The sequence below is a fragment of the Andreprevotia chitinilytica DSM 18519 genome (genome assembly GCF_000711875.1).
In the GTDB taxonomy this organism is placed as follows: domain Bacteria; phylum Pseudomonadota; class Gammaproteobacteria; order Burkholderiales; family Chitinibacteraceae; genus Andreprevotia; species Andreprevotia chitinilytica.
The window spans coordinates 1-23,768 of sequence record NZ_JONM01000024.1; the positions used below are offsets into that span (position 1 = coordinate 1).

21 protein-coding genes and 1 pseudogene are annotated in these 23,768 nt (G+C 60.2%); 15 read left to right on the top strand and 7 right to left on the bottom strand.

Annotated features, from left to right (window positions below):
- A pseudogene (locus BR41_RS25615) lies at nucleotides 1–307 on the top strand (IS481 family transposase); the annotation flags it as partial.
- Between the two features lie 78 nt (nucleotides 308–385).
- Here BR41_RS25615 and BR41_RS23180 read toward each other — a convergent pair.
- Nucleotides 386–1,204: a C13 family peptidase gene (locus tag BR41_RS23180; protein ID WP_051711346.1), complete on the bottom strand. Its 819-nt coding sequence runs from the start codon at nucleotides 1,202–1,204 to the stop codon at nucleotides 386–388.
- Between the two features lie 445 nt (nucleotides 1,205–1,649).
- Between BR41_RS23180 and gltB the strand changes: the two genes are divergently transcribed.
- The 3 genes from gltB to BR41_RS18580 all read left to right on the top strand — a co-directional run bounded on the left by gltB (nucleotide 1,650) and on the right by BR41_RS18580 (nucleotide 8,376).
- On the top strand, nucleotides 1,650–6,086 hold the full coding sequence (gene gltB / locus BR41_RS18570; protein WP_035060024.1) for a glutamate synthase large subunit: 4,437 nt from the start codon (nucleotides 1,650–1,652) through the stop codon (nucleotides 6,084–6,086).
- A gap of 79 nt (nucleotides 6,087–6,165) precedes the next feature.
- Complete coding sequence (locus BR41_RS18575) at nucleotides 6,166–7,578, top strand: glutamate synthase small subunit GltD family protein (RefSeq protein ID WP_035060026.1); 1,413 nt, start codon at nucleotides 6,166–6,168, stop codon at nucleotides 7,576–7,578.
- 207 nt (nucleotides 7,579–7,785) lie between these two features.
- Nucleotides 7,786–8,376, top strand: coding sequence for a YcnI family copper-binding membrane protein (locus tag BR41_RS18580; protein WP_169741332.1), 591 nt, complete (start codon nucleotides 7,786–7,788; stop codon nucleotides 8,374–8,376).
- 301 nt (nucleotides 8,377–8,677) lie between these two features.
- Here the strand turns inward: BR41_RS18580 and BR41_RS18585 are convergent, their stop codons facing one another.
- A complete protein-coding gene (locus BR41_RS18585; RefSeq protein WP_035060028.1) occupies nucleotides 8,678–9,712 on the bottom strand; it encodes a tetratricopeptide repeat protein in 1,035 nt (344 codons plus the stop codon).
- Between the two features lie 125 nt (nucleotides 9,713–9,837).
- Nucleotides 9,838–10,266, bottom strand: coding sequence for a rhodanese-like domain-containing protein (locus BR41_RS18590; RefSeq protein WP_035060030.1), 429 nt, complete (start codon nucleotides 10,264–10,266; stop codon nucleotides 9,838–9,840).
- 30 nt (nucleotides 10,267–10,296) lie between these two features.
- Here BR41_RS18590 and ftrA point away from each other — a divergent pair, with 30 nt between their 5' ends.
- Entirely contained in the window at nucleotides 10,297–11,349 is a 1,053-nt protein-coding gene (gene ftrA / locus BR41_RS18595) for a transcriptional regulator FtrA (protein WP_211251807.1), read from the top strand.
- Between the two features lie 108 nt (nucleotides 11,350–11,457).
- Here ftrA and BR41_RS23765 read toward each other — a convergent pair whose 3' ends face one another.
- Nucleotides 11,458–11,916 carry a MarR family winged helix-turn-helix transcriptional regulator gene (locus BR41_RS23765; RefSeq protein WP_084187405.1) on the bottom strand — a complete coding sequence of 153 codons (459 nt, stop codon included), beginning with the start codon at nucleotides 11,914–11,916 and terminating at the stop codon, nucleotides 11,458–11,460.
- 64 nt (nucleotides 11,917–11,980) lie between these two features.
- Between BR41_RS23765 and BR41_RS18605 the strand changes: the two genes are divergently transcribed.
- Together BR41_RS18605 and BR41_RS25475 are read left to right on the top strand one after the other, a co-directional pair.
- Nucleotides 11,981–12,274 (top strand): DUF1330 domain-containing protein, encoded by a 294-nt coding sequence (locus tag BR41_RS18605; protein ID WP_035060121.1) that lies wholly within the window; start codon nucleotides 11,981–11,983, stop codon nucleotides 12,272–12,274.
- On the top strand, nucleotides 12,275–12,397 hold the full coding sequence (locus tag BR41_RS25475; RefSeq protein ID WP_281174019.1) for a hypothetical protein: 123 nt from the start codon (nucleotides 12,275–12,277) through the stop codon (nucleotides 12,395–12,397). It abuts the gene before it with no gap.
- Between the two features lie 55 nt (nucleotides 12,398–12,452).
- Here the strand turns inward: BR41_RS25475 and BR41_RS18610 are convergent, their stop codons facing one another.
- Nucleotides 12,453–12,794: an FKBP-type peptidyl-prolyl cis-trans isomerase gene (locus BR41_RS18610; protein ID WP_035060122.1), complete on the bottom strand. Its 342-nt coding sequence runs from the start codon at nucleotides 12,792–12,794 to the stop codon at nucleotides 12,453–12,455.
- Between the two features lie 54 nt (nucleotides 12,795–12,848).
- The gene (locus BR41_RS18615) at nucleotides 12,849–13,952 is read right to left on the bottom strand and encodes an SDR family oxidoreductase (protein ID WP_051711348.1); all 1,104 of its coding nucleotides are present in this window, start codon (nucleotides 13,950–13,952) and stop codon (nucleotides 12,849–12,851) included.
- A gap of 98 nt (nucleotides 13,953–14,050) precedes the next feature.
- Here BR41_RS18615 and BR41_RS18620 point away from each other — a divergent pair, with 98 nt between their 5' ends.
- A complete protein-coding gene (locus BR41_RS18620) occupies nucleotides 14,051–14,680 on the top strand; it encodes a TetR/AcrR family transcriptional regulator (RefSeq protein WP_035060034.1) in 630 nt (209 codons plus the stop codon).
- 86 nt (nucleotides 14,681–14,766) lie between these two features.
- On the opposite strand, the gene BR41_RS18625 is transcribed toward BR41_RS18620, so the two are convergent.
- The gene (locus tag BR41_RS18625; RefSeq protein WP_035060043.1) at nucleotides 14,767–15,639 is read right to left on the bottom strand and encodes a helix-turn-helix transcriptional regulator; all 873 of its coding nucleotides are present in this window, start codon (nucleotides 15,637–15,639) and stop codon (nucleotides 14,767–14,769) included.
- A 216-nt stretch (nucleotides 15,640–15,855) separates the two neighbouring features.
- Between BR41_RS18625 and BR41_RS23185 the strand changes: the two genes are divergently transcribed.
- The 7 genes from BR41_RS23185 (at nucleotide 15,856) to BR41_RS18660 (ending at nucleotide 23,757) form a co-directional block, all read left to right on the top strand.
- The gene (locus tag BR41_RS23185) at nucleotides 15,856–19,542 is read left to right on the top strand and encodes a sensor domain-containing diguanylate cyclase (RefSeq protein ID WP_051711349.1); all 3,687 of its coding nucleotides are present in this window, start codon (nucleotides 15,856–15,858) and stop codon (nucleotides 19,540–19,542) included.
- 291 nt (nucleotides 19,543–19,833) lie between these two features.
- Nucleotides 19,834–20,517 carry a hypothetical protein gene (locus BR41_RS18635; protein WP_156970789.1) on the top strand — a complete coding sequence of 228 codons (684 nt, stop codon included), beginning with the start codon at nucleotides 19,834–19,836 and terminating at the stop codon, nucleotides 20,515–20,517.
- 106 nt (nucleotides 20,518–20,623) lie between these two features.
- The gene (locus BR41_RS18640) at nucleotides 20,624–21,391 is read left to right on the top strand and encodes a flagellar hook-basal body protein (RefSeq protein WP_035060047.1); all 768 of its coding nucleotides are present in this window, start codon (nucleotides 20,624–20,626) and stop codon (nucleotides 21,389–21,391) included.
- Between the two features lie 6 nt (nucleotides 21,392–21,397).
- Nucleotides 21,398–22,012, top strand: a complete 615-nt coding sequence (locus BR41_RS18645; RefSeq protein WP_051711350.1) for a flagellar basal body L-ring protein FlgH — start codon at nucleotides 21,398–21,400, stop codon at nucleotides 22,010–22,012.
- The gene (gene flgI / locus BR41_RS18650) at nucleotides 22,012–23,112 is read left to right on the top strand and encodes a flagellar basal body P-ring protein FlgI (protein ID WP_035060048.1); all 1,101 of its coding nucleotides are present in this window, start codon (nucleotides 22,012–22,014) and stop codon (nucleotides 23,110–23,112) included. Before BR41_RS18645 ends, flgI begins: the two co-directional genes overlap by 1 nt.
- Before the next feature lie 19 nt (nucleotides 23,113–23,131).
- The gene (locus tag BR41_RS18655) at nucleotides 23,132–23,425 is read left to right on the top strand and encodes a hypothetical protein (RefSeq protein WP_035060049.1); all 294 of its coding nucleotides are present in this window, start codon (nucleotides 23,132–23,134) and stop codon (nucleotides 23,423–23,425) included.
- A gap of 2 nt (nucleotides 23,426–23,427) precedes the next feature.
- Nucleotides 23,428–23,757, top strand: a complete 330-nt coding sequence (locus BR41_RS18660) for a flagellar basal body rod protein FlgC (protein WP_035060051.1) — start codon at nucleotides 23,428–23,430, stop codon at nucleotides 23,755–23,757.
- Nucleotides 23,758–23,768: the final 11 nt, after the last annotated feature.

The window sequence follows — 23,768 nt, forward strand, 5'->3', positions numbered from 1 at the left end:
GCGGGACTGCTACAACCTGATTCGGCCGCATGAAGCGTTACAGCAACAGGTGCCGGCCAGTCGCTACCGCTGCAGTGGCCGGCCGTATCCGGAGCAACTGCCGGCGGTGGAGTATGAGCCGGGCGATCGGGTGTTGAAGGTTCGCGTCAACGGGCAAATCCAGTATCGCGGCCGGGCAGTGTTCATAGGCGAGGGCTTGGCGGGGGAGTACGTGGCACTGCGACCTTCGGCACAAGCCGATGTGCTGACGGTGTTCTTCTGTCATAAGGCCATTCGCACCATCGATCTGCGGGTGCAGTTAGACTAGGTTGAGTGTTACCCATGTCTCCCGACAAGTGTTACCTATGTCTCCCGGCTGAACATTGCGCTCAACCCAACCTATGAATCATTGGCGGGATTCGATCTCCGTCAGATGGTCAGCCAGCTGTGGTCCGAACCAGAATTGCGGGCTGGAGTGGACGAGGATGCCCTGTTCGTTTTCCCGTTCGATGATCTTTTCCGCCGCGTTGGCAAACAGCTTGGCCCAATCCGGCTGCGCGAAATCCTGATCGACGAACATGGCCTTGCCGAAGTAGGTGTAATCGACATCGTTGCTGCAGCCGAACGACGGATGGTTGGCATCCGCCGCGGTGATGATGAGCGAGCGCTCGTCGCGCAATACATCGCGGAAACGACCGGAATAGCAGGCTGAAACGAAGACCATGCGCCAGCGGATGCCGGCCTCCGCCAGCGTGTCCTTGAGCCATTGCGGCGAGACGGGCTCGGCGGGCGAGCGGTAGCTGGTGGGCGGATGCAGCATGAAGTTACCCTCGTGCGATCCGTGCGAGGTCAGGTAGAGCGCCAGTACGTCGTCCTGCCGGTTCATTTTGGCCGCGATGCCGAGGATGGCTTGCCGGAGCAGATCACGGTTGACCTGTGGGTAACGCTCGGCATCCAGGTGGCGATTGTTGAGGATCACAACCCGGTTGGCGGCGCCAAGCTGGCGTACAAACACGCTGGTCACATATTCGGCTTCCTGGCCGAATACCTTGGGTGTATCGAAGCCGGCGACGGCAATCAGGTAAATATGCGGCTGTTTGGCATCGGTGGGTTCGACGCGGGCCAGCTGTTGCTGCAGCAGGGCAGGGGATTGCGGCGAGATGCTGGCGCAGCCGGCCAATAGCACCAACAGGCACGCGGCCAAGGCGGGTTTGAGGAAAGGCATGCTGTGTTTCTCGGGGACGGCGGATAGCTTTCCGTATGCTGACACAGATGCCGCGTGTTTGCAGCCATCCCGATGGGGGCCAGTCTTGGTCAGCCGGATTTGGGGATTTCACGAGTTGGGCTGTTTGGCGTGGATGCGGCGGCCGGTTGTTCGTCCTGATTCTCTTCGGCGCGGCCCCGCTCAAGCGTAAAATCCGCACCCCATCGCCGCACTGCACAATAACGTTACAGCAGTATTTTTAACTGCCGTAACCGAATTTCTTACGATTTTTCACCGTCTGTCGGCCAAGTCGCAAAACACCTGTCGAAAGCATGAAGTCGGCTAAATTTTGGGGGTTTTCCCCGATTGTCCGCTCGTGCGCCGTGCGGTTGCGAAATTTACGGCTTTCGGACTAGAATCAAGACCTTTTCGCTGTAAATTTGGCGCATTTCGCAAGGGTTTTGGGATGGATCGACAACGCTGGCTGCAGGGCACGCTATACAGCCCGAGCTTCGAGCAGGATAGCTGTGGTTTCGGCTTGATCGCGCAGATGGACGACAAGCCAAGCCATTGGCTGGTTTCGACGGCAATCAGTTCGCTCGCGTGCTTGACGCACCGTGGCGCAGTGGCGGCCGATGGTAAATCGGGTGACGGCTGTGGCCTCTTGTTCCGCAAACCGGATGGTTTCTTGCGCGCAGTCGCGGCGGAAAACGGCTTCAAGCTGGCGGATGAATACGCTGCCGGCCTCGTTTTCCACACCGAAGATGCGTCCCTGACCAATCTGCAGCACGCGATCGAAGCCCAGGGCCTCGGTTTTGCCGGCCTGCGCGAAGTGCCGGTCAACGTGGAAGCCTGTGGCGAATACGCGCTGCGCACCTTGCCGAAGTTCAAGCAGGTGTTCGTCAACGCCGCTGCCGGCATGGACGACGTGACCTTCAGCCGCAAGCTGTATCAGGCGCGCCGCAATGCCGAGAAGGCCAACAAGGCCGTCGACGCCGCGTTCTATATCCCGACACTCAATCCCAATACGCTCTCGTACAAGGGCCTGGTTACGCCGGACAACCTGCCGGTGTTCTTCCTTGACCTGAAGGACGAGCGCTTCGAGTCGTCGCTGGCCGTGTATCACCAGCGCTTCTCCACCAATACCTGGCCGCAGTGGAAACTGGCACAGCCGTTCCGCTTCCTGGCGCACAACGGTGAAATCAACACGCTGCACGGCAACCGTCTGTGGGCCAAGGCGCGCGAAGCCATCATGGCGACCGACAACCTCGACATGGCCGCGATCCGCCCGATCGTCCAGACCGATGGTTCGGACTCGATGAGCCTCGACAACATGCTCGAAGGCCTGATGATGGGCGGCATCGACGTGTTCCGTGCCTTCCGCATGCTGGTGCCGCCGGCGTGGCAGAACGTGGATACCGCCGACCGCGATCTGCGTGCCTTCTACGAATACAACTCGATGCACATGGAGCCGTGGGACGGCCCGGCCGGCCTCGTCTGGACGGATGGCCGCTACGCCGGCTGTGCGCTCGACCGCAACGGCCTGCGCCCGGCGCGCTACGTGATCACCAAGGATCGCCACCTCACCATCGCATCCGAAATCGGCGTGTGGAACTACAAGCCGGAAGATGTGGTGAAGAAGGGCCGGGTCAAGCCGGGCCAGATCGTCGCCATTGACCTCAAGACCGGTGAGTTCCTCGATACCGAAACCATCGACAGCCGCCTCAAGGCCGCGCATCCGTATCGCGATTGGGTCAAGAAAAACGCCCAGCAGCTCGAAATCGCCGAAGACAACGCACCGTTGCAAGCGATGGATGCCGGCACGCTGCTGAGCTACCAGAAGCAATTCCAGCTGACCTTCGAAGAGCGCGATCAGATCGTGCGCGTGCTCGCCGCTGAAGGCCAGGAAGCGATTGGTTCGATGGGCGATGACACCCCGATGGCCGTGCTGTCGGAGAAAGTCCGTTCGCCGTTCGATTACCTGCGCCAGCAATTCGCGCAAGTGACCAACCCGCCGATCGACCCGATCCGCGAAGCGATCGTGATGTCGCTGAACACCTGTTTCGGCCCGGAACGCAACATCTTCCAGGAAACCGAAGACAACGCGCGTCGCCTCGAAGTGCGCTCGCCGGTGCTCTCGTCGGACAAATTCGACGCGCTGATCTCGCTGCCCGGCGACGATTACAAGCCGGCCTTCTTCGATATCAGCTTCGAGCCGGCCCAAACCACCCTGAAAGCAGCCATCGAGTCGCTGCGGGCGGCGGTGCTGAAGTCGGTGCGTGAAGACAAATCGGTCGTCATCGTGCTGAGCGACAAGAACATCGCCAAGGGTCGCTTGCCGATCCCGGCGCTGTTCGCTGTCGGCGCGGTGCACCACGGGCTGGTCGATGCCGGTTTGCGTTGCAAGACCAACCTCATCGTCGAAACCGCCACTGCGCGCGATCCGCACCACTTCGCCTGCCTGATCGGTTACGGCGCGACTGCGGTGTTCCCGTATCTGGCCTACCAGACCATCATGGAACTGGCGAACCTCGGCCAGATCGATGTGCCGCTGCTCAAGGCCACCAACAATTTCCGCAAGGGCATCAACAAGGGCCTGCTCAAGATCCTGTCCAAGATGGGCATCTCGACCATTGCGTCCTATCGCGGCTCGCAACTGTTTGAAGCCATCGGCGTGGGCGAGGAAGTCATCGACCTGTGCATGGAAGGCACCGTATCCCGTATCGGCGGCGCGAACTTCGCCGACTTCGAAGCGGATCAGGTACAACTGAACAAGTTTGCCTTCAACCCGATGCGCCCGATCGGCCAGGGTGGCCTGCTCAAGTACGTGTTCGGCGAGGAATACCACGCCTACAACCCGGACGTGGTGATGCAGCTGCAAAAGGCGGTGCAAGGCGGCGAGTACAAGGAATACCTCAAGTATGCCGACCTCGTGAATAACCGTCCGGTTGCCATGTTGCGCGACTTGATGACCTTGAATATCGATACGGCCAAGTCCATTCCGGTGGATGAAGTCGAATCGATCGAAGCCATTCTCAAGCGTTTCGATTCCGCCGGTATGTCGCTCGGCGCATTGAGCCCGGAAGCGCATGAAGCGCTGGCCGAAGGCATGAACCGTCTCGGCGGTCGTTCCAATTCCGGCGAAGGTGGCGAAGACGCCAGCCGCTACGGCACGATCAAGATGTCCAAGATCAAGCAGGTCGCCTCCGGCCGCTTTGGTGTGACGCCGCATTACCTCGTCAACGCCGAAGTGCTGCAGATCAAGGTAGCGCAAGGCGCCAAGCCGGGCGAAGGCGGCCAATTGCCGGGCGACAAGGTGTCCCCGCTGATCGCCAAGCTGCGTTGCTCCAAGCCGGGCATCTCGCTGATCTCCCCGCCGCCGCACCATGACATCTACTCGATCGAAGATTTGGCCCAGCTGATCTTCGACTTGAAGCAAGTCAATCCGGAAGCGCTGGTGTCGGTGAAGCTGGTGGCTGAGCCAGGCGTCGGCACGATTGCTGCCGGTGTGGCCAAATCCTATGCCGATCTGATCACCATTTCCGGTTACGACGGTGGCACCGGCGCGTCGCCGCTGACCTCGGTCAAGTACGCCGGCACGCCGTTCGAACTCGGCCTGACCGAAGCGCAACAAGTGCTGCGCGCCAACGGCCTGCGTGGTCGCGTGCGCGTGCAAACCGACGGCGGCCTCAAGACCGGTCTGGACGTGATCAAGGCTGCGGCCATGGGCGCGGAAAGCTTCGGCTTCGGCACCGGCCCGATGGTGGCGCTGGGCTGCAAATACCTGCGGATCTGCCACTTGAACAACTGCGCGACCGGTGTCGCCACGCAGGAAATCAAGCTGCGTTCCAAGTACTTCACCGGCTTGCCGGACATGGTCGTCAACTACTTCACCTTCATCGCCGAAGAAACGCGCGAATGGATGGCGAAGCTGGGCGTGCGCACCATGGAAGAGTTGATCGGCCGCACCGATCTCCTCAACACCTCGGCCGGCAGCACGGATAAACAAGGCCGCTTGCATCTGGATGTCTTGCTGTCGCAAGGCGATATCCCGGAAACCGAACCGCGCTTCTGCGTGGAAGAGCGCAACCCGTCGTTCGACAAGGGCGAGTTGGCCGAGCAAATGGTCAAGGACGCCATCGCCGGCATCAAGGCGAAGACGCCGCAACGCTTCGAATACGGCGTGCGTAACGTCAACCGCTCCATCGGCGCGCGTCTCTCTGGCGAAATCGCCAAAGCGCACGGCGCGGATGGTCTGCCGGATGGCGCATTGCACATCAAGCTGAACGGCTCGGCCGGTCAATCCTTCGGCGTGTGGAATGCCAAGGGCCTGACGATGGAAATCGAAGGCGATGCCAACGATTACGCCGGCAAGGGCATGGCGGGCGGCAAGCTGGTGGTCTACCAGCCCAAGGGCAGCGAATTCCGCTCTGATGACGCGGTGATCGTCGGCAACACCTGCCTCTACGGCGCAACCGGCGGCGAATTCTTCGCAGCTGGCCGCGGCGGCGAGCGGTTTGCGGTGCGTAACTCCGGCGCGACCGCCATCGTCGAAGGCATTGGCGACCACGGTTGCGAATACATGACCGGTGGCGTGGTGATCGTGCTGGGCGAGACGGGCTACAACTTCGGCGCGGGCATGACGGGCGGCTTCGCCCTCGTGTACGACGAGAAAGAAAAGTTCGCCTATCGCATCAACAACGAGCTGATCGATATCAACCTGATCAATGGCGAATCGTATGGCGCGGTGCGCGCCTACCTGCGCGACAAGCTCACGCAGCACGCCAAGCTCACAGGCTCGATCAAGGCGCAAGAGCTGTTGGCCAATTTCGACGAAGCGGTGGACTACTTCTGGCTGGTCAAGCCGAAGGCCGCCAAGCTCGACGACTTGCTCAAAGATTAAGGATCAAGGCTTGAGGTGTGTGGGAGATGGGGCGGTTTTACCCCTCACTCCTCACCCCTCACGCCTCACGAGGTGACTCATGTCTGATGTATTCCAGTTTATGAACGTAGCGCGCAACCCCGGCGAGAAAGTGCCGGCGGCTGACCGCAAGATCGTGTTCAAGGAAATCTACGCACCGCTGAACAAGAGCGACGCCGGCGAGCAATCCGGTCGTTGCCTGTCCTGTGGCAACCCCTACTGCTCGTGGGAATGCCCGGTGCACAACTACATTCCGCAGTGGCTGCAGCTCGTTGACGAAGGCAAGCTGTTCGAAGCTGCCGAGCTGTCACACAAGACCAATTCGCTGCCGGAAATCTGCGGCCGCGTCTGCCCGCAAGATCGCCTGTGCGAAGGCGCATGCACGCTGAACCAGGGTGGCTTTGGCGCGGTGTCGATCGGCTCGGTCGAGAAATACATTACCGATACCGCCTTCAAGCAAGGCTGGCGTCCGGATGTGTCCGGCGTGATCTGGACCGACAAGAAAGTCGCGGTAATCGGTGCCGGCCCAGCGGGCCTCGGTTGTGCCGACATCCTCGTGCGCAATGGCGTGAAGCCGGTGGTGTTCGACCGCTACGAACAGATCGGTGGTCTGCTCACCTACGGCATTCCCGAGTTCAAGCTCGAGAAGGAAGTCATCCAGACCCGCCGTGAAATCATGGAAGGCATGGGTGTCGAATTCCGCCTGAGTACCGAAGTGGGCAAGGACATCACCATCGACGAACTCATGAGCGAGTTCGATGCCGTGTTCATGGGCATGGGTGCGTACAAATACATGCGTGGCGGCTTCGATGGCGAAGACCTGCCGGGCGTGCTCGAAGCGTTGCCGTACCTGATCAACAACGTGCGCCACAGCATGGGCACGCTGGAAGGCGAAGCGCATGTATCGATGAAGGGCAAGCGCGTGATCGTGCTGGGCGGCGGCGATACCTCGATGGACTGCAACCGCACCGCCATCCGCCAAGGCGCGGAATCGGTCATTTGCGCCTACCGCCGCGACGAAGCCAACATGCCGGGTTCCAAGCGCGAAGTCGCCAACGCCAAGGAAGAGGGCGTCGAATTCCGCTGGAACAGCCAACCGGTCGGCATCGAACAGAACGACGACGGCACGCTGACCCTCAAGCTGGTGACGACCCAACTGGGCGCGCCGGATGCCAAGGGCCGCCGCAAGCCGGAAGTCGTGCCGGGTTCGGAAATCGGTATCGAAGCGGATCACGTCGTCATCGCCTTCGGCTTCCAGGCCGAAGCCGCTGACTGGTTCGCCGGCCAGAACATCCACACCGACGACTGGGGCCGTACCCTCGCGCCGTTCAAGCAGAAGTTCAAGCACCAGACCAGCAACCCGAAGGTGTTTGCCGGCGGTGACCAGGTGCGCGGTGCGGATTTGGTGGTGCGTGCGGTCTACGAAGGCCGTCAGGCTGCGGAAGGCATTCTGGAGTACCTGAACGTCTGGTAAAACCGATGTTCTAGCCTATGTATGGCCATCTCGGCCAACAAAAAACCCCGCAAATATCGCGGGGTTTTTTGTTGTTCGGCGTTTAGAAATCGTTGGCAAAAGTGGGGCTCTGAGTGGCGGTTTGCAACCATATGTCATGGCCGTGAGCTGGCGACGATGTGTTCGCCGGTTCGCCTATTTCGCTTCGCCAAGAAAGGACAGAACACCATGACCAAGATGAAAACCGTCGTCGCCTTGCTGCTGGCCGCGACCGCCGCCGCTGCATCGGCCCATGTCACGCTGGAACAAGCAACGGCTAAGGCCGACACGGATTACAAAGCCACTTTCATGGTCCCGCATGGTTGCGACGGATCACCAACGACCTCGATCACCGTACAAGTGCCGGACGATATCGAACTGGCCAACCCGCAAGCCAAGCCGGGCTGGACGCTGTCGGTGAAGAAGGTGGCATTGACTGCACCGCTAAGTGTGGATGGCAAACGGGCCAGCGCACGGACCAGTGAAGTCACGTGGTCGGGCGGCCAGCTGCCGGCGGATCGTTACGATGAATTCGTGCTGTTCACCAAGCTCCCCGACCACGGCGGCATCGAGCACTTCAAGGTGATCCAGCAATGCCAGACCGGCAAAAACGAGTGGACGCAGATCCCGGCAGAGGGCCAGTCCGCGCAGGATTTGCCGAACCCCGCGCCGGGTGTAGAGCTGTTCGTGGTCAAGCCGATGAACATGAATATGCATATGGGGCACGGCGACATGAAGGACATGGATGGCATGGGGAATATGCCGGAGCATCACCATTGATGGTGAGGGGTGAGGAGGCAGAGGGTGACATACCCGCTACCCCTGTAGGAGCGAGCTTGCTCGCGATTGCATCGTGTCGTTCACCATCGCCATCGCGAGCAAGCTCGCTCCTACAGGGGGCACTCGCAACGGGGGTGAGAGGTGCGACTTTCTCCCCTCTCCCACTTTCCCTGAACAAGGCAAAGCCTTGCATGGGATGGGCGAGGGGACATAAACCGTGGTTTCTACCAGACATGTAGCCCGGATGGCTTTGCCGGCCGGGGGACTCCGCGCCAATCATCGCGCCGGCGTTTCGCCAGTCTCACCCACCCAACACATCATCCAACGAAGCCCAATCCGGCATATCACGCGGTGGGGTGTCGTTGTTGATGAGGTTCTGCAAGGTCTCCTGACGGACGCGGTGGTTGCCCGCCAAACCCGGTTGCCCCGCCGCCAGCGCGTAATGAACCATGCTGGCGTGCAGCCGTGCTGCTACGTGGCGCATGCCGTCCGCCTCGGCGATATGCAGTGCACGCAGTGCGAAGCTCATCGCCATATCCGGCAGGCCCTGTGCGGCGCGGACTTCAGCGAGCAGCCCGAGCACATTGGCTTCGGACCAATGCGACGGCGTGATCACCAATAGCTCAAGCGCGTCTTCAAGCAGTCGCTCGGCCTCGTCGATGTGGCCTTGGCCGAGTGCGATCTCCGCCAGCCGAAACACCAGCTCCGCCTGGTAATGACCGAAGTGCTTCGCTTGGCATAGCGCCAACGCGCTGCGCAGGATGACGATGGCCTCGTCGTAATGACCGGTTGCCTGCAAATCCCAGCCCAGGCTGATCTTCACCTTGGCGGTCAGATAGGCATCGTCGAGCGCTGGCAGCAGGCGCTCGGCGGCGCGATGAAAGGCCACCGCCTTGTCGAGTGCGCCATAGGCGCTGCATACATGCCCCAGCCCGACCAATGCCAGTGTTCGTGTTTCCGTGAAGGCCGGTGAGGTGCCGCATAGTCGTGCGCAACGCGCCCAGCATTCCAGCGCATGCGGATAGTCGCCAGTGGTGTAACTGTTGCGGCCCAGGCGTTCCAGCACCGCCGGTTCCAGTTCGGTCAGGCCGTACAGCTGGCAGCAGGTGAGCGCCTCTGCCAATACCACGCCCGCCTCGCCACGCTCGCCCAGCTGGTCTTCGATCAGCGAAAGCTGCGTGGCGGCGCGCACCAACGTTTCGATATCGCTGGCCTGGCGGGCCGCCTGCAACAAGGCCTTGCACATCCGCATCGCCACGCTCGGGTGATTGAAGAGGATACGGTCGATCTCATTGAGCTGAGCGGAGGGGTTGAGGTCGGAATAGTCGTCAGGCATGGCAGAAACCGTGAAGCGGTAATGCCATTCTAAACGGGGATGCCTACCGCCGTTGCCGCCTTAGGGTTAGTCAGTACGGCAGGTGTGATCCATGACACCGTATTTACCGATGCCCAGATCGCCCTTCAGCAGGCGCAGACGATGGCGGTATCGGCCGTGATCCCCGTATTCAGTCCCAACCCCTCATCCAGCCAGCCCGTTACCCCGCCAATCATCAACTTCACCGGCCAGCCCAGTTGCGCCAGCTTCAGGGCCGCCCGATCCGCGCCATTGCAATGCGGACCAGCGCAATACACCACGAACAAGGTATCCGCTGGCCATGCCGCCATGCGCTCGGCGGTGATGTCCCGATGCGGCAGATTGAGTGCGCCCGGCACGTGGCCGGCTGCGTAGGCCGTTGCACCGCGGGCATCCAGCAACACGAAGCCCGGTTCGCCGGATTGGAAGGCCGCGTGAACGTCCGAGCAATCGGTCTCGAACGCCAGCTTGGCGGCAAAGTGGACCAAGGCGGCGGGGCTGGCGGCGGCGGGTGTTGCGGTAACGGCATTGGTCATGATGGGCCTCGTCTGGACGATGGGGGGTGAATGATGAATGTATTGTGCGAGGTCACCCGAATGCGGCACAGTGGCGTTATCGACATTGATCGGCAATATCTCGCCAAACTCTTCATGGAAAAAATCCGCGTCGTTGCACTCGCCTACGATCGGCTCTGCACCTTCGAATTCGGCTGTGTGGTCGAAATCTTCGCGCTCGATCGGCCCGAGTTAGGCGTGCCTTGGTATGACTTTCAGGTCTGCAGTCTGGATCCATCACCCTTGCGCGCGGCGGGTGGCGTGCTGGTCGAAGCCCATCATGGGCTGGAGGCTTTGCAAGATGCCGACCTGATCGTGCTACCCGGCTGGCGCGATACCGATGAACCCGCTCCGCCCGAACTCTGCGCCGCACTGCACTTGGCCCATACCCGTGGTGCACGCTTCGCCAGCATCTGCAACGGCGTGTTCCTGCTTGCCGAGGCCGGCTTGCTCGATGGTCGTCGTGCTACCACCCACTGGCGCTACATGGAGCGGCTGATCGCCCGCTATCCGCGCATTCAGGTCGAGCCGGATGTCTTGTATGTGGAAGACGGCGAGTTTCTGATGTCCGCTGGCTCTGCTGCCGGGTTGGACATGCTGCTGCACCTGGTGCGCACGGACTTTGGTGCGGCCGTCGCTAATCAGGTGGCGCGCCGGCTGGTGCTCCCGCCGCATCGCGACGGCGGTCAGGCCCAGTTCGTCAGCCGGCCGCTGCCGCGATACGACAACAACAAACTGGCGGCGCTGATCGATTGGCTGCACCAGCATGCTGCCGAGCCGCACACGGTCGATGCGCTCGCTGCCCGCGCCGCCATGAGCCCGCGTACCTTCCTGCGCCAGTTCAAGGCGGCGACCGGCAGCTCGCCTTATGACTGGCTGATCGTGCAACGGGTGGAAATCGCCAAGATGCTGCTGGAAAGCGGTTCGGAGCGCGGCGAGACCAGTCTGGGGCGCATTGCTGCTGCGGCTGGATTTGGCGCAGTGGAAACCTTGCGCCATCACTTTCGCCGGCTGGTTGGCGTATCGCCAGCGGCCTATCGGCAACGGTTTGCGATGCAGGTTTAGTGCGTGCCGTAAGTGGTTTGGTAGAGGTGGTTTGGCGAAGGAGACTTTCGAGCCAAGGTGGAAGCCTATGAATCGATATCGATGGTCCGTTGTTCGGCCAAAGCGGATTTATGTACATGAGGATTCTGCGGCCTTGGCCAGCGCCTCCATCGCTTGTCTTGTCGAGCGAAGTTGTTCATCGCCTAAGCGACGGGCGAGTTCCGCCTTGGCCCAATTCCACACAGGGAACGCATCGGCCATGAGTTGACGCCCTGACGTCGTCAGCGCTAGCCGCTTTCCTGCACGGCCACGTCCGCCTTCAGCGCAGACCAAATGTCGGCTCTCCAGATTCTGAACATTTCGGCTGAGGGTGGTCGGATCGACCCCGGCCTTATCCGCGAGTTCGACAAGCGTCGCCCCTTCAGCCGCACCGATCCCTACCAAAAGACTGAATTGCTCGGCCGTCAGCCCGAGCGGCTTGAAGCAGGCATTGTAATAACGCGTGAGCGCGCGCGCCGTTGCACGAGCCTGGAAGCCTGGACACTCTGCTGCGACGACTTTCAAAGATTCTGGATCAAAACCGTTCACATCTATCTCCTTGACAACCCCATTCTCGCCAAATAATGTATATGCATTATTAATGGGAGGCACAATGCCAGCATACGTACACGTCAATCTGCGGGTCATCGACTCCGCCAAGCAAGCTGCGCTCGCTCCACGCTTTCAGGCGGCGCTCAAAGAGGCGGGCGGGAAGATTTTACATTTCGGTCCTGTTGCGCAGATTCTAGAGGGGGATGAGGCGCCGCTGCCGCTGGCTGGGGTATTTGAGTTTCCGACTCTCGCCCAAGCGCTGGCCTTCTACAATTCCGAAAGGTATGCGCCGATCAAGGCTGAACGTCGGGAAGCCCAGCAAGCGCGAATGTTCATCGTCGAAACGCACTCGTGAGTGACCGCTTTCGGAAGTCGTGATGGTCCGGAATGGGTCGATAGCGGACGTGAGCGACTCGATGTGCCACCGTCTGCTTCGGCCGAGCAGCGGCCATTCCTGAAAGCAAGCCTGAAAGACTGATTCCGGCCGGACAGTGCCCGCTGGGCGTACCGGTAATGCCTACTTCGTACCGCAGTCAATCATCCCGCGTCAGCACTTCCAGCAGCTCGATCTCGAAGACTAGATTTGAGTTCGGTTTGATATGGGTGCCGATCTGCCGTTCGCCATAGGCGAGGTGGGCCGGTACGTAGAGCTTGCGCTTGCCGCCGACTTTCATGCCCATCAGCCCCAGATCCCAGCCCTTGATCACGCGCCCGGTGCCGATCACGCACTGGAACGGCTTGCCGCGATCATAGGAGGAGTCGAACTTGGTACCATCCTCCAGAAAGCCGTTGTATTGAGTGGTGATCAACGCCCCTTTGACCACTTCCTTGCCATCGCCCGCTTGAATCTCTTCAACCCGTAATTCGCTGCTCATCATTCGCTCTTGGTTATTCGGTCGCCTGCCGCTGGTGACCCACGCAGCGTTTTCTCAGGAATTTCGTGGTTTGGCAATCACTTGCGGTCGTGCCTTGCGTGATGAAGGCGCTTCTGTCTGAGCGGGGGTCGGCAGCCAGCCGTGTTCCCGATACCAAGTGATCGTATCGCGCACGGTGTCCTCGGCTGGCCTGAATTGCACCGCCAGTTCACGCTCGGTCTTGGTCGGGCTGAAGTGGGTTCGGTCTGCTTCCGCCAGCATGAGCCGCACGGTAGCCAGGCTGAGCAGGATCGGTTTGCCGGTCAGTCTGGCATACAACTCTTGCGCGCCAGCCAGTGCGAACAGGATGGGAATGGGGATTGAGCGGGTCGGCGTTGCCACGCCAGCGATGCGGCCGATCAAGGGGATCAGGTCACGCATCGTCATGTGCCGGCCCGCTGCGAGATAACGCTCGCCCCGGCGTCCTTTTTCCGCCGCTGCGATCTGCGTGCGGGCCACGTCTCGCGCATCGACGACCGAAAAGCTGCCGGGAACGAGGCCGGGCAGTTTGCCGAGCACCGTATCCTGCGCCACCTGGCCGGACGAGGTCGGGCCGATATCGCCCGGCCCCCACATCCAGCCGGGCAACACGAACGTGGCAACCATATCGGGATGACCATCGAGGAAGCGCCGAACTGCCTGATCTGCAAGGATTTTGCTGCGGTAATAGTCATCCGCATCCGCCGGGTCGCGTTCATGGGTCTCATCAATGACGGCACCCGGTGCGCCATGCAGGACGGCAACCGATGAGGTCTGGACGAAGCGCCGGACACCCGCCGTATAGGCTTGCGCAATGAGCATGGCTGTTCCGTCGATATTGATGCGCTGGAGGGCATCCCAATGATTGCCGCCCTTGTAGTTGTCGCGGAAGAACGCGGCGGTATGGAACACCGCATCGCAGCCTTGCAACGCGTGTGCGAAAGCCGCGACATTGGCCATATCCCCGGTCACGAATTCGATCCCCGGCAGGTTGCCGAACTGCCGCTTTGCCTTTTCCTGTGAACGCACGAGCGCCCGGACTACGACGCCGCGCCCGACCAGCTCACGGACGAGGTTGTTGCCAAGGAGCCCGGTTGCGCCGGTGACAAAAGCGGTGCGGAGGATGGTTTGCTGCGTCATTGGTTGCCTCAGAAGTCAGTTGAATTTCAAAGTTCGAGTGATATTTTAAAATTTATCATATCAGTTGAAATCCGAAATGCAACTGATATTCTGCTCGCATGACCAATCCACCCAAACGAGCGCGGCTCAGCCGCGAGGAAAGCCAGGCACAAACGCGCGAGCATCTGCTTGAGGCCGCGCGGCGACTGTTCATTCAGGCAGGATTCGGCGGGGTGTCGCTGCGAGACATCGCCCACGAGGCCGGCTATTCGCAAGGGGCCTTTTATTCAAACTTCCCCAGCAAAGAGTCGGTGCTGCTGGAATTGCTGCGGCGGCATATGGAGGAGGAAGCCCGGCAACTCAGCGCCTTGCTGGAATCGGTCGACCAATCCACGGACGACGTGCTGGCGGGGCTGGAAGCATGGGCGACCGAGCTGGATCAAGATGCTGACTGGGCCGTACTGGCGGTGGAGTTGCAGTTACACGCCAATCGCAGCCCCGCATTCGCTGCGGAGTACGGAACGGTGTGGGAAGTGCATCGCGGTGAACTGGCCCGTTTCATCGCGCGATTATTTGGCCGGCTAGGCCTGATCCCACCAGCAGAGCCAACGCAACTGGCCGCCAGCTTCATGGCGCTCGCGCATGGGCTGGCGCTGCAACGTGCCACCACGGGCCAGGAACCGGTTGGCCGCATGATCATGGTGTTCACCCGTGGCCTGATCGCGAGCGCGAAGGCCAGCAGCCCGTAGTGCGGGTTAGCCGCGAGGCGTAACCCGCAAACCCTGCGGACCAAGCCAACACATCAATCCGGGGCAAACGACCCGCGCTACGCCCGCTACCCCATCTTCGGCATGCCCCGCGCCGCGCTGGGGCTCATGTCGAAATGCTGCCGGAACCGGCGCGAGAAACTCGCCAGTTCGTGGTAGCCCACTGCTTGCGCTACATCGCCGACCGGATGGCCGTTCTGCAGCATTTCGCGGGCGCGTCGCATCCGCAGCTGAAACAGGTATTGGCCGGGGGCGCAGCCCAGATGTTGCTGGCAAAGCCGGTGCAAATGGGCGGGCGTGATATGCAGGCGCGCGGCTAGCTCATCGATTGACCAATCGCGGGACAGATCCTCATCGGCCTTGGCGAACAGCGCCTGCAGCTGCGCTGGCCAGCCCGCCGACGGGCGCAGCTGATGGAGTGCGCGTTCCAGCAGCGTGACGACCAGATCCAGCGCGGAAACTGCCTGCGCATCCGCGTGGCCGGCGTTGAGCCGGGCTGTTTCGCGCTGGAACAGCGATACGGCATCGTGCAGCGTCTGGCCTTCCATACTGTCGCGCACCTGGCATTGCGCCGCGTGCAGGTAATGCCAGCGTGACTGGTCGGAGAGCAACAGCCACACCAGCCGACATGGCTCGTCCCCGATGCGCCGAAAGCCGCGCCGCTCCATCGCCGGCAAGATACCGAGCTGGCCGGGTTCCACCAGCCAGCGCATGTCGCCTTGATACAGCTCCAGGGTGCCGGCCAGACAGAACAGCAACGCATGGAATGGCGCGCCGATGCGCTCGACTTCGAACGCACCGCTGCCTTCGCTGATGCCGCAAATATCGATACCGCGCTCGCGCATCGGCGGGTAGGACGGCACATGGAACACGTGCGCGCCGACCGAGCGCTGGCGGATTTCGCGGCCGATGTCGAAGCGTTCCTGAAAAATAAGCGGCATGGCGTGGCTGGGGAGACGAAACTTTCGCAAGCTTGGGATATTCGTGGCGTGCAGGCAAGAATTGCATTCGGATGTCATGATCGGCTGATCCGACGACTTCACGGGCTTCCAATCTGATCGGCTGGGTGACCAAGCGTGTGATCGCAGCCACGCCGGCCGTTATGTAATGTGCATATCTGGTTCTACACTGACAGGATTGCGACGGCAGAATGATCCATGCCCCAATCCGCACGTTCTTTCCGCCGGCAGTGGTTGTTATGGTTCCTGCTGCTGGCAATTCCCTTACTGGTGGTCCTGGCAGGCGCACTGTGGGCGGCGCGCGGCTTTCAGCTGGCGGATGAGCTGGCACACGATGCGGCATACCAGCGACTCTGGCTCACTGCCGCACAAGAAGATATCTCCCGCGTGGTGCTCAAGATGGGCAGCGACATCGCCTATCTGCAACGTGAGCCGGATGCTGCGCAGACGCTGGCTGGCGATGCGGGAGCGCAAGGGCGGATGCAGCGCCGGCTGCTCGATTTTGTCGATGTCCAGCAGGTGTATCTGCGTGCCCGCCTGTTCGACGTGCAGGGTGTGGAACGGATGCGGATCGAACGCCGCAGCGGCCATGCCGTGGTCGTGCCGCCCGGCCAGTTGCAGGACAAACGCGATCGTCCTTATGTCCAGCAGGCGAGCCTGTTGCAGCCGGGGCAGATTTTCCTGTCCGGTATCGATCTCGCCGTCGAAAACAATCAATTGGTACGCCCGTATGAGCCGGTCATCCGCCTGACCGCGCCGCTGTTCGATGCGGAGGGCCGGCGGCTCGGCAGCATCGTGCTTTCCTACCGGGCGCAACGGTTGCTGGATTGGCTGGCGATGAGCAGTAGCCAGCACGGTACCGTCGAGCATTGGTTGCTGGACGATGTGGGCGGCTGGTTGCTGGGCGGTAGCGAGCAGGATCGCTGGGCCAGCATCCTTCACTCGCCTGACGGCAAGACGCTGGCGCAGCGGAACCCCGCACTCTGGCAGGCGATGCAGTATGGTTCCGGCAGCTGGCACGGCGCTGGCGATGAGTATGTGTTCTTGCGCCTGCAGCCGTATGGCATGCCCAAGGCGGCCGGCTTTGCCAGTCTGGCCGGCATGGTGGCGAGCGATGGCGACCGGAGCTGGTATCTGGTGGCACGCTTCACGCCGCAGGCGATGATCAGCCAGGCCACCCGGGTGGATCGCAATCTGTTGCCGCTCGGCGGCGCGGGCTTGGCGACGGTGCTGGTGTTCAGCGCCCTCGTCGCGACGCTGATCTCGCTGCGGGCACGCCGGTTCCACATGGCGCTTGATGCGGAACGCGAGCTGATCCGCCTGCTGGAAACCGCGCCGGTCGGGGCCTATGTGATCGATGCCAAGGGCCGCACCATCTACGCCAACCCCTTTCTGTGCCGGGTGACGGGTCTTTCCGCTGCCGCCGCGCTGGCACCCGGCTGGCTGGGCATCGTGCATCCGGATGATCGGGAGGAAATCGCCGCCGCCTACACGGCAGGCATCCAGCAGGGCAGCTACGACCTGCAGTGCCGCATCCTCCTCGAGGACGGCACGACCCGCTGGATACGCGTGTTCGCCCATGCCGATACTGCTGCCAGTGGCGAACGTCCCGACCATCACGTCGGCACCTTGCTGGATGTCACCGAGCAGCGCGAGACCGAGCAAGCGCTGCGTGCCTCGCTGGATGAAGCGATCACGCTGCATACCCAGCTCGACAGCATCATGGCGAGCACCGCTGATCCGATCGTGACGGTGGATAAATCCCTGTGTTTCGAACGCTATAACCAGGCCTATCTGAACCTCTCGCTGGCGATGTATGGCAAGCCACCCGCCGCCGGGGAAAAACTGACCGAGTTCTTTGCCGAATTCCCGCGCCTGCGTGAAGAAGTGCTGGCCCGCTGGCGGCGGGTGTTGCACGGGGAACAACTGTCCCTGCGTAGCGAGGTCTTGCACGACCGCGTGTTCGATCTGGCCTATACGCCGCGCTATGACAACAACAATCACCTCGCCGGCGGTGTGCTGACCATGCACGAGATGACTGAAGTACTGCGCACCCAGGCGGCTTTGCGCGAGCGGGAAACGCGTACCTTGTCGGCGCTGAACAGCAGCCCGGATGTGATTTCCTTGCTCGAAGTCGTCCTCGGCGATGATGGGGTGCCGGTCGATTTCGTCGTCATGGATGCCAATCTCGCTGCCGCCACGTGGTTGAGCGTGCCGCTGGAGAAACAGATCGGCGCCAGGCTGAGCGAGCTGCTGCCGCCCGATGAGTGTGCCCGCCTGATGCAAGACTATTGGCCGGTCTACGCCAATGGCGGCACGGTCGAGAAGGAACTGCAGACCGACGACGGGCGCTGGTGGGTGCGGCAAGTGCGGCGTTGGCGTGAAGGGGTGGTGATCCGGATTTCCGAGATCACCGCGCACAAGAACGATCAGCTGGCGCTGGTGAAAAGCTTCGCCTGGCAAAACGCAGTGATCGACGCCGCGCCATTCCCCATCATCGCCACCAATGCGGCCGGCGTGATCACGCTGATGAACACGGCCGCCGAGCGACTGCTCGATTACCCGATGCTCGAAGCCTTGGCCGAGCCGCCCAAGTTCGAATCCTTGCTGGACACACATGAGCTGGAGCTTGGCGCACAACGACGCTCCACCGAACGGCGCAGCATGGTGATCCCGAGTTTTGACGTGTTCCGCATGATGGCGGCGCACGGCCCGCTGCGCGAAGAGTGGACCTTGGTCGGCCGCAATGGCGGCCGCAACCCGGTGGCACTGACCGTGACCGAAGTGCTGGGCAGCAGCACCGAAAAAACCGGTTACCTGTTCATCGCCCGTGATCTGGCGCAGTTGAAGCTGATCGAGCGGCGCTTGAGCGAAAGCGATCGCCGCAACAACCTGCTGGTCGCCAATATTCGCGAGGGTGTCGTGGTGTCCGACATGAACGCTGCGGTGCTGCAGGTCAACGCGGCCTTGTGCGCCATGTATGGCTATTCGGAAACGGAAATGGTCGGCATGCGGCTGACCCGGCTCTTGTCCGCCGAGGACGCCGCGCTGATGCGCAAGGTGCGCGAGCGGCTGATGGCGGGCGAAACCAATGCGTTCGACGATGGCTCCCTGCGCGAGCTGACCGCCGTTCATGCCGATGGGCATACCTTCCCGATCGAAACCACCGTGACCGATTTCGAACTCGATGGTCAGCGATACTTCACCTCGATCGTGCGTGATATCTCCGAACGCAAACGCTATGAAGCCAAGCTGCACGACACGATCAAGGAACTGGAAATCAGCCAGCGCATCGCCCGCCAAGCCAACGAGCAGCTGCTGGAAGCCAATATGGAGCTGCAACGGCTGGCCCAGCTCGACGGCCTGACCGGCGTGGCCAACCGCCGCTTCTTCGACCAGCAATTGCAGCACGAATGGGCACGTGCCCAACGGGAAAGCCAGCCCTTGGCCGTGCTGATGATCGACGTCGATCACTTCAAGGCCTTCAACGACAACTACGGCCACCACGCCGGCGACGACGCGCTGAAGTCGGTCGCCCATTGCCTGGCCAACGTCCTCAACCGGCCCGCCGATTTGCTGGCGCGTTACGGTGGCGAAGAATTCGTGCTGGTGCTACCCAATACCAGCGGCGAGGGCGCGTTGCACGTCGGCGAGAAATTGCGCGCCTCCGTCGAGCAACTGGCGATCCCGCACGCTTTTTCGAGCGCCGGGCCTTACCTGACCATCAGCTGCGGCGCCGCCGCCCGCGTGCCGGAAGAACACATCTCGCCGGATGCGCTGCTGCAACTGGCCGACGCCGCGCTGTATCACGCCAAACGCGCCGGCCGGAACCGCGTGATGGTCGATGAAGGCGGGGAGACGGCGGAGACGGTGACGCTGACTTGAGTGTTGGCTGATGCGGGCTGGCTTGCTGCAGTAAACATCTGTACTGACATGAATCACCCTTCGGTGGTGAGCCGTGAGCGCTTTGCCGTGGCGCAGCGCTGCCTCAGATGAGCGCATTGCACCTTTCTGTACCTTTCAATTAATAACGGCGCAAATAAGGCTTATCCAATATTCAGATGCAAATAACTGACATACGATCTGCCCGTCTTAGAGAGGGGCGAATGTCTGGATTCATCACGCAGACATTCTTCCTGATTCTGCAATCCGGGCGATCGGCGAGGTTATCGGTTCATGAGTGTGTTTCCCATTCTTGCACGCGGCATGTTGGCGAGCGAGCGAGCAATTCAATACCAAGGCATGAATCTGGTCAATTTGCAGACACCGGGTTATCGCCGTATCCAGCCGGATTTCGCAACATTGCTCCAGGCGAACGAACCTGGAGAATCACAAGTAACGATTGATACATCACCGGGCGCCCTATTGGAAACAGGGCGCAAACTGGATGTTTATCTTCAACCGGATACGTATCTCGTTGTAAAGGGCGAAGCGCAACAAACGCTTTATAGCCGCTTTGGACACCTTTCATTGACCCAAGATGGACGCTTGCAAGATGGAAAGGGCAATGAGATCGAGTATTTCGGCGCATTGCCAAAAGACATCTCGGAAGGAATGCGCATCGGCAATGATGGACGCATCTGGAATGGCAAAGACCAGATTGGTGCGCTCAAGCTGGTGCATATCGCCAATCCCGAAGCAAGAATGGATGGCTATGTGCAGGGTGGGCGAGATATCACCCCTGTAACAGATGGTGCAAATGCATTACTTGCCGGTGGGGTGGAGGCTTCCAATGTGAAGTACGTTGATTCCATCGTGGATATGATGGCGCAATCCAGTCGTATCTCCGGAATGCAATATGCCTATCAACGCGTCAATGACGTTTACGATCAAGCAATTGGCGAGCTTGGTCGTTTCTAATCACCATTGCTCATCGCAATTTCCAATAAATTGAGTTGAATCGAATTTCCGCTGGCTGTTGCTCGCCGCCGAATCTCTTTTCAATCCCACGTATTCAAGCGACCTCATGATCGACCCGATTTACATTGGCCGTAGCGGCTTGCGTGCACAACAACAAGCTGTGACTACCATCTCGAACAATATTGCCAATCTTTCCGCGACTGGTTTCAAGCGAGAGATTGCCCAGCAAAGTGCCGTTGTCAGCGTTTCCCCGCTGCGTGGGCAGGTTGGTGGTGCTGCGGATGCTCAACCGCTCGGCGTCACCGTTTCTGCAATTGAACGGAACATGTCCCAAGGCCAGTTACAAGAGACCGGCCGGCCGCTGGATGTGGCTATTTCAGGCGGGGGCTTCTTCGTGCTGCAACGCCCGGATGGCGAGCAGGTCTATGCCCGCGCCGGTGCGTTTGGCGTCGATGGCGAAGGCTATATGGCTGATCGCAACGGAAACCGCCTGCAGCCGGAAATCCAGATTCAGGGCGATGCCAGTGACCTCGCGATTGATCGCACGGGCTTGGTGACGATTCGCAAGCCCGATGGCTCGTTTGAAGAATTGGGTGAGTTGCAGATTGCACGCTTCTCCAATCCAGATGGTTTGATGATGGATGGCTCTGGCGTTTATCTGGAAAGCGATCGCGCAGGCCAAGCCATTGATTCAAAAGCAGGCGAAGCCAGCTCTGGTTATTTCATGCAGGGGTATCTGGAAAACTCCAACGTCAATCTGGTGGATGAATTCACTTCGCTGGTCATGGCGCAGCGTGCCTATGAGGCCAGCGCCAAGGTGGTGCAAACAGCGGGCAGCTTGTTTGAAGTCGCCAATGGCCTGTTGCGAGCCTGATTAGTCATGTCCTTGCGTATTGCCGTTTCCATAGGGTGTTTCGCGCTATTGCAATGGTCGGCCATTGCCTGTGCGCAAAGCCTGTTTTCCGAAGAAAACTATCTAGCCTTGACCAGCGATAATCGTGCAATACGCGTCGGCGACAAATTAACCGTTATCGTCCGCGAAAACACATCAGCGCTCAGCAGTGCCGATACGGCCACCGTGAAAGATTCATCTTTTGGTGCTTCAGCAAATATTGCCGGTTTGCCAAGCCGTTATCGCTATATCGGTGGCAAGCAGGACGTGTCGGCCGGGCTGGATATTGAACGCAGCGCCAAAGGCAAAGGCTCAACCGGCCGCACGGGCCGGATTAACGCATCGATCACGGTATTGGTCAGCCAAGTGGAGCCCAATGGCGATGTTGTCGTTACCGGAGAAAAAAACGTGGTGGTCAACGATGAAAGTCAATTGATCCAGGTGAATGGCGTTGTGCGCAAAGGCGATATCCAAAGCGACAATACGGTGGAGTCGAACCGCCTTGCCAATGTCAGCATCAAGATCAAGGGAGAGGGTGATTTGACCAATGCCCAACGTCAGGGGTGGCTTACCAAATTGTTTGATTGGTTGCGGATCTACTGATGCGTCGATTTCTGGTGTTGTTTTTTCTCTTATCTTCACCCTTGATGGCCGCGGAATTGCAATTGCGCAATATCGGCCGCTTTGATGGCTGGAAAGAAAACTATTTGTCCGGCATTGGTCTGGTTTCTGGCCTGGCCAATACCGGCGATTCGGCGCGCAACAAAACGACGCGTCAGGCACTGGCCAACCTGATGTCGCGATTCGATCTGAATGTGCAGGATTCGCAGATCACCAGCCGCAATGTGGCTTCGGTGATCGTGACAGCGACGCTGCCCGCCGTCTCCCGCCCTGGCGACAGGATCGACGTGACCGTCACTTCAATGGGGGACGCAAAATCGCTGGTGGGTGGCGCCCTGCTGCTCACACCGTTGAAAGGCCCGAATGGTCGTATCTATTGCCTGGCTCAAGGGGCATTGAATGTAGGGGGCTATCGGGCTGAATCGCACGACTCGCTCGTGCAACAGAATCACCCGACCGTGGGCCTGATCCCTGGCGGCTGCACTGTGGAGCAAGGCACGCAAATCGATCCGCAGCCCGCCAACGGGTTATTGCGTTTTGTGCTGAATCAGCCGGATTACGTGATGTCTGCATCGGTCGCAGCTAAGGTTCGCAAAACGTTGCCGCAATTGAATGCCGTATCGCGGGATGCCGGCCTGGTAGAAATCCAGTTGCCGCAGTACGTAGCGCCCGATCAATTGGTGGAACTGATCGCCAGTATCGAGGCCGTGCGTGTTGAACCGGTCAATCAAATCAAAGTGGTGGTCAATGAGCGCAGCGGCGTGGTGGTCGCCGGCGCACAAACGGTGATTTCACCGATTGCTGTTTCATACGGCAATTTGCGGATTTCCATCAATTCGACATCAATTGTCGCGCAGCCGTTATTGGTGATCAATTCGCCCGATACCCGCGCATCCATCACGCGTGATAGCACGATCAAAGCGACTGAGGCCGGTGCATCCGTCATTACCCGGCCGGGCAATACCGTTGCCGATCTGGTGGCGTTGCTGAATGCGCAGCGTGTTTCGGCGCGAGACATGATTGCCATTTTGCAGGCAATCAAAGCATCCGGCGCGTTATATGCCGATATCGTTGTCCAGTAATGAAAAAGGTAATTGGATCATGCTGATTAAAAACACAGGCCTTGATGCCGCAACCGGGTCAATGAACCAGATTCTGGAACAAGGGCATTTGATTGCCGGGCGGATTCAGCGGTTCAGTGAAAGCGCCAACGTGGTAGCCAATGCCACTCAAGTCGATCATGAAAATGCAGCCGGTGAAAGCGCCTCGGCGAACAACGAATTAAGTGCTGAGATTGCATCGTTGGCCGAAGGCGTTGCGCGTTTCAGTGTGTTGGGGCGTTTGGCTTCATTGCAGCTTGGCATGTATTCCATTGTGGCGACGGACGGTAAATAACCATGAACGCTTTTGACATCTTCCGCGTGGCCCAAAGCGGCATGGATCGGCAGCAGCAGACATTGCATGCCCTTGGTGCGCACATGGCCACCATGCCGGCGCAAATGCCTGCCGACAGCGGCTTTGCGCAGCATCTGCAGCAATTGGAACAACACCCCGCCGGGGAGCCAGGCGCTGCCGCTGCTGCGGATCAACCCGTGCAAGACGATGTGTCCTGGCTCGGTACGGTATTGGGCGTGACTGAATCACTGCGTCTGTACCGCATGAATGCAACGGTCGCCAATGCGGCCAAAAGCATGATCGAGCGCTCTTTGGATATTTCTGGAAAATAAGGCAATAAGTT

Excerpts from the sequence above, each read along its gene's own strand:
- BR41_RS18625 (WP_035060043.1), bottom strand. The coding sequence starts at position 15,639 with ATGCCGCTTATTTTTCAGGAACGCTTCGACATCGGCCGCGAAATCCGC.
- gltB (WP_035060024.1), top strand. The coding sequence starts at position 1,650 with ATGGATCGACAACGCTGGCTGCAGGGCACGCTATACAGCCCGAGCTTC.
- BR41_RS18660 (WP_035060051.1), top strand. The coding sequence starts at position 23,428 with ATGAACGCTTTTGACATCTTCCGCGTGGCCCAAAGCGGCATGGATCGG.
- ftrA (WP_211251807.1), top strand. The coding sequence starts at position 10,297 with ATGATGAATGTATTGTGCGAGGTCACCCGAATGCGGCACAGTGGCGTT.
- BR41_RS23185 (WP_051711349.1), top strand. The coding sequence starts at position 15,856 with ATGCCCCAATCCGCACGTTCTTTCCGCCGGCAGTGGTTGTTATGGTTC.
- BR41_RS18645 (WP_051711350.1), top strand. The coding sequence starts at position 21,398 with ATGTCCTTGCGTATTGCCGTTTCCATAGGGTGTTTCGCGCTATTGCAA.
- BR41_RS18655 (WP_035060049.1), top strand. The coding sequence starts at position 23,132 with ATGCTGATTAAAAACACAGGCCTTGATGCCGCAACCGGGTCAATGAAC.
- BR41_RS23180 (WP_051711346.1), bottom strand. The coding sequence starts at position 1,204 with ATGCCTTTCCTCAAACCCGCCTTGGCCGCGTGCCTGTTGGTGCTATTG.
- BR41_RS18575 (WP_035060026.1), top strand. The coding sequence starts at position 6,166 with ATGTCTGATGTATTCCAGTTTATGAACGTAGCGCGCAACCCCGGCGAG.
- BR41_RS18580 (WP_169741332.1), top strand. The coding sequence starts at position 7,786 with ATGACCAAGATGAAAACCGTCGTCGCCTTGCTGCTGGCCGCGACCGCC.
- BR41_RS18620 (WP_035060034.1), top strand. The coding sequence starts at position 14,051 with ATGACCAATCCACCCAAACGAGCGCGGCTCAGCCGCGAGGAAAGCCAG.
- BR41_RS18615 (WP_051711348.1), bottom strand. The coding sequence starts at position 13,952 with ATGACGCAGCAAACCATCCTCCGCACCGCTTTTGTCACCGGCGCAACC.
- BR41_RS18605 (WP_035060121.1), top strand. The coding sequence starts at position 11,981 with ATGCCAGCATACGTACACGTCAATCTGCGGGTCATCGACTCCGCCAAG.
- BR41_RS18640 (WP_035060047.1), top strand. The coding sequence starts at position 20,624 with ATGATCGACCCGATTTACATTGGCCGTAGCGGCTTGCGTGCACAACAA.
- BR41_RS18635 (WP_156970789.1), top strand. The coding sequence starts at position 19,834 with ATGAGTGTGTTTCCCATTCTTGCACGCGGCATGTTGGCGAGCGAGCGA.
- BR41_RS18610 (WP_035060122.1), bottom strand. The coding sequence starts at position 12,794 with ATGAGCAGCGAATTACGGGTTGAAGAGATTCAAGCGGGCGATGGCAAG.
- BR41_RS18585 (WP_035060028.1), bottom strand. The coding sequence starts at position 9,712 with ATGCCTGACGACTATTCCGACCTCAACCCCTCCGCTCAGCTCAATGAG.
- BR41_RS18590 (WP_035060030.1), bottom strand. The coding sequence starts at position 10,266 with ATGACCAATGCCGTTACCGCAACACCCGCCGCCGCCAGCCCCGCCGCC.
- flgI (WP_035060048.1), top strand. The coding sequence starts at position 22,012 with ATGCGTCGATTTCTGGTGTTGTTTTTTCTCTTATCTTCACCCTTGATG.